At 69.4% G+C, this 2,612-nt stretch carries 3 protein-coding genes; all 3 read right to left on the reverse strand.

The window, feature by feature from the left end; genetic code table 11:
- Positions 1-38: 38 nt before the first annotated feature.
- The 3 genes from dhaM to dhaK are packed head-to-tail and all read right to left on the reverse strand — an operon-like array spanning position 39 to position 2,343.
- Positions 39-713: a dihydroxyacetone kinase phosphoryl donor subunit DhaM gene (gene dhaM / locus BJG92_RS02590; RefSeq protein ID WP_232082459.1), complete on the reverse strand. Its 675-nt coding sequence runs from the start codon at positions 711-713 to the stop codon at positions 39-41.
- Positions 710-1,339, reverse strand: coding sequence for a dihydroxyacetone kinase subunit DhaL (gene dhaL, locus BJG92_RS02595; protein ID WP_232082460.1), 630 nt, complete (start codon positions 1,337-1,339; stop codon positions 710-712). Before dhaL ends, dhaM begins: the two co-directional genes overlap by 4 nt.
- Positions 1,340-1,341: 2 nt before the next feature.
- Entirely contained in the window at positions 1,342-2,343 is a 1,002-nt protein-coding gene (gene dhaK, locus BJG92_RS02600) for a dihydroxyacetone kinase subunit DhaK (RefSeq protein ID WP_232082461.1), read from the reverse strand.
- Positions 2,344-2,612 lie beyond the last annotated feature (269 nt).

The following is a 2,612-nucleotide window of genomic DNA, read 5'->3' on the forward strand; positions in this document are numbered from 1 at the left end:
GGGACCCCGCTTCAGCCGTGACCGGCTGACGTTCGGACCTAGGGTTCGCCGAAGCCCTCCGTGATCATACGGCCCAGATAGTCCATGGCCTTGGCTGCGTCGGGTCCGCTGGCCTCGACGTGCAGCACGGTCCCCCTCGGGGCACCCAGCATCATGAGCTCGGTCATGGAGGCGCCGTCGGCGCCGTTGACGGTCACGTCTGCGTCCATGCCGGACAGGCCGCCGGCGATTTTCGCGGCGGGGCGGGCGTGCAGCCCGGTCTGGTTGACGAGGGTGAAATCGCCCTGGGCATCCGGGGGCTGCTGGTGGGCGTGTTCGGGTTCCGCGGCGTGGACGGGCGGCCGGTACACGGCCTCGGCCGATTCCTTGACCGCTTCCGCGGTGGCTCCGGTCTGGGCGGCGACGGCGGCGGCCACGAGCCCTTCCACGAGCGGCGCATCGGCCAGCAGGACGGGCCCGGCATCCGCCAGGAACTCCATCGCCGCTTCCGCGGTCATCACGGCCGAGCCCAGATCTGTCAGGACCACGGCGCCGTCAGCCCCGTTTGCCCGTTCCAGGGCCGCCATGATTTTCTCCAGGCTCGTGCCGATCCGGCCATCGTCAGTGCCGCCGGCGGGGACGATCAGGACGTCGGGCGCCATCTGGGCGGCAAGTTCCACGGCGCCCTCGGCGATCTTTTCGCTGTGTGACACCACAACGAGTCCGACCGTCATTCCGCCGCCTTGGCTGCGGCCCGCAGGATCAAGGCACTCGAGACAGCTCCCGGGTCGCGGTGGCCGATGCTTCGCTCCCCCAGATAGCTTGCGCGTCCCTTGCGCGCGAGCATGGGATCGGTGGCAACGGCCCCCGCCTCAGCCGCCTCTGCCGCGGCCTGCAGGACCTTCCGAACGTCGCCGCCATCGCTGGCGGCACCGGCGGCGGCTTCGATCGCCGGCGTCCAGGCGTCCACCATCGTCTTGTCCCCGGACTCGGCTTTTCCACGCGCGACGATGCCGTCCCGGGCGGCCTGCAGGGCCGCCGCCAGGGTGGCGGCGTCAATCTCCGGCGTATCCCCGAGCGCCGTGGCCGCCCGGAGGAAGGCCGTTCCGTAGAGCGGGCCGGCGGCACCGCCCACCTTGGACATCAAGGTCATGGCGGTCAGCTTCAGCGCAGCCCCGGGGTTCTCCGGGACGGTGTCGGCAAGTTTCTCGGTCACGGCCCTGAAGCCGCGGTCCATGTTCTCACCGTGATCGGAATCCCCGATCGGCCTGTCCAGCTCGATCAGCTCCTCCCGGTGCTCTGCCATGGCCTCCGCCGCCAGGGCCAGCCACCTCAGCGCCCAGTCGATGTCCAGTTCCACGCTCAGACGCCCCAACGGAGTGCAGCCGTGTGGACCGGGGCGTCCCAGAGCCCGGTCATCTCATCGTCGAGCCGCAGAACCGTGATGGAGCAGCCCTGCATCTCGAGTGCGGTGATGTAGTTGCCCACCAGCGAGCGCGCCACGGTGACGCCCTGTTCGGCCAGCCTCTGGGCTGCGCGGCGGTAGACGATGTACAGCTCGCTTTGCGGGGTGCCGCCCATGCCGTTCACGAACAGGAGTACCTTGTCCCCGGAAGCCAGGCCAAGATCGCTCACCACCGGGTCCAGCAGCCGGTCTGTGATGCCGTCCGCGTTTTCCATCGGGATGCGGTGCCGGCCGGGTTCGCCGTGGATGCCGATACCGATCTCGATCTCGTTTTCCTCGAGGACGAAACTCGGGGCCCCGGCGTGCGGGACGGTGCAGGCCGTCAGCGCGACGCCCATGCTGCGCACGTTCTGGTTGACCCGGTCGCCGATGGCTGCCACAGCGTCGAGGTTGTCCCCGCGCTCGGCGGCCGCGCCGGCGATTTTTTCCACCAGGACGGTGCCGCCGACGCCGCGGCGCCCGGCGGTGTACAGCGAATCCTCCACCGCGACGTCGTCGTTGACCAGCACTGTGCGGACCTCAACTCCTTCGGCCTGGGCGAGCTCCGCCGCCGTCTCGAAGTTGAGCACGTCACCGGTGTAGTTCTTCACGATGTGGACTACGCCCGCGCCGGAGTTGACGGCGAGCGTTGCGGGCAGGATCTGATCGGGAGTTGGCGATGTGAACACGGCACCCGGCACCGCGGCGTCGAGCATCCCCATCCCCACGTAGCCGCCGTGCAGCGGCTCATGGCCGCTGCCGCCGCCGGACAGGAGCCCGACCTTTCCTGCCACCGGCGCATCCTTGCGCACAATGTATTTGGGTTCGGCAATGACGGTCACGAGGTCGGCGTGGGCAAGCCCGAACCCCTCCACTGACTCGTCAACCACGGCGCGGGGATCATTGATGAGCTTCTTCATGGCGGTGCTCCCTGGATGGTGTCCTGGCTGGTTGCTCTGACCCTACTACCGGGGCCCTGCCAGCGAAAGGCTCCGGCGTTGAACCGTTCAAGCGGAAGAACTGTCAGCCCGGGCTGCCGCATCTGGGGGCTGCCGGGTCCGTCCGCAGCGAAGGTGACGGGCGTCAGGACCGCCTGTCCGGCACCGGCGGGTTCGGCCAGGCGTCGGCGCCCAGCCACGAGAACGGCGGTACAGTGCCCGCGTTCGGGCCTTTCCCGGAGTCCCCGCCC

Source organism: Arthrobacter sp. SO5, assembly GCF_020532805.1.
GTDB lineage: Bacteria > Actinomycetota > Actinomycetes > Actinomycetales > Micrococcaceae > Arthrobacter.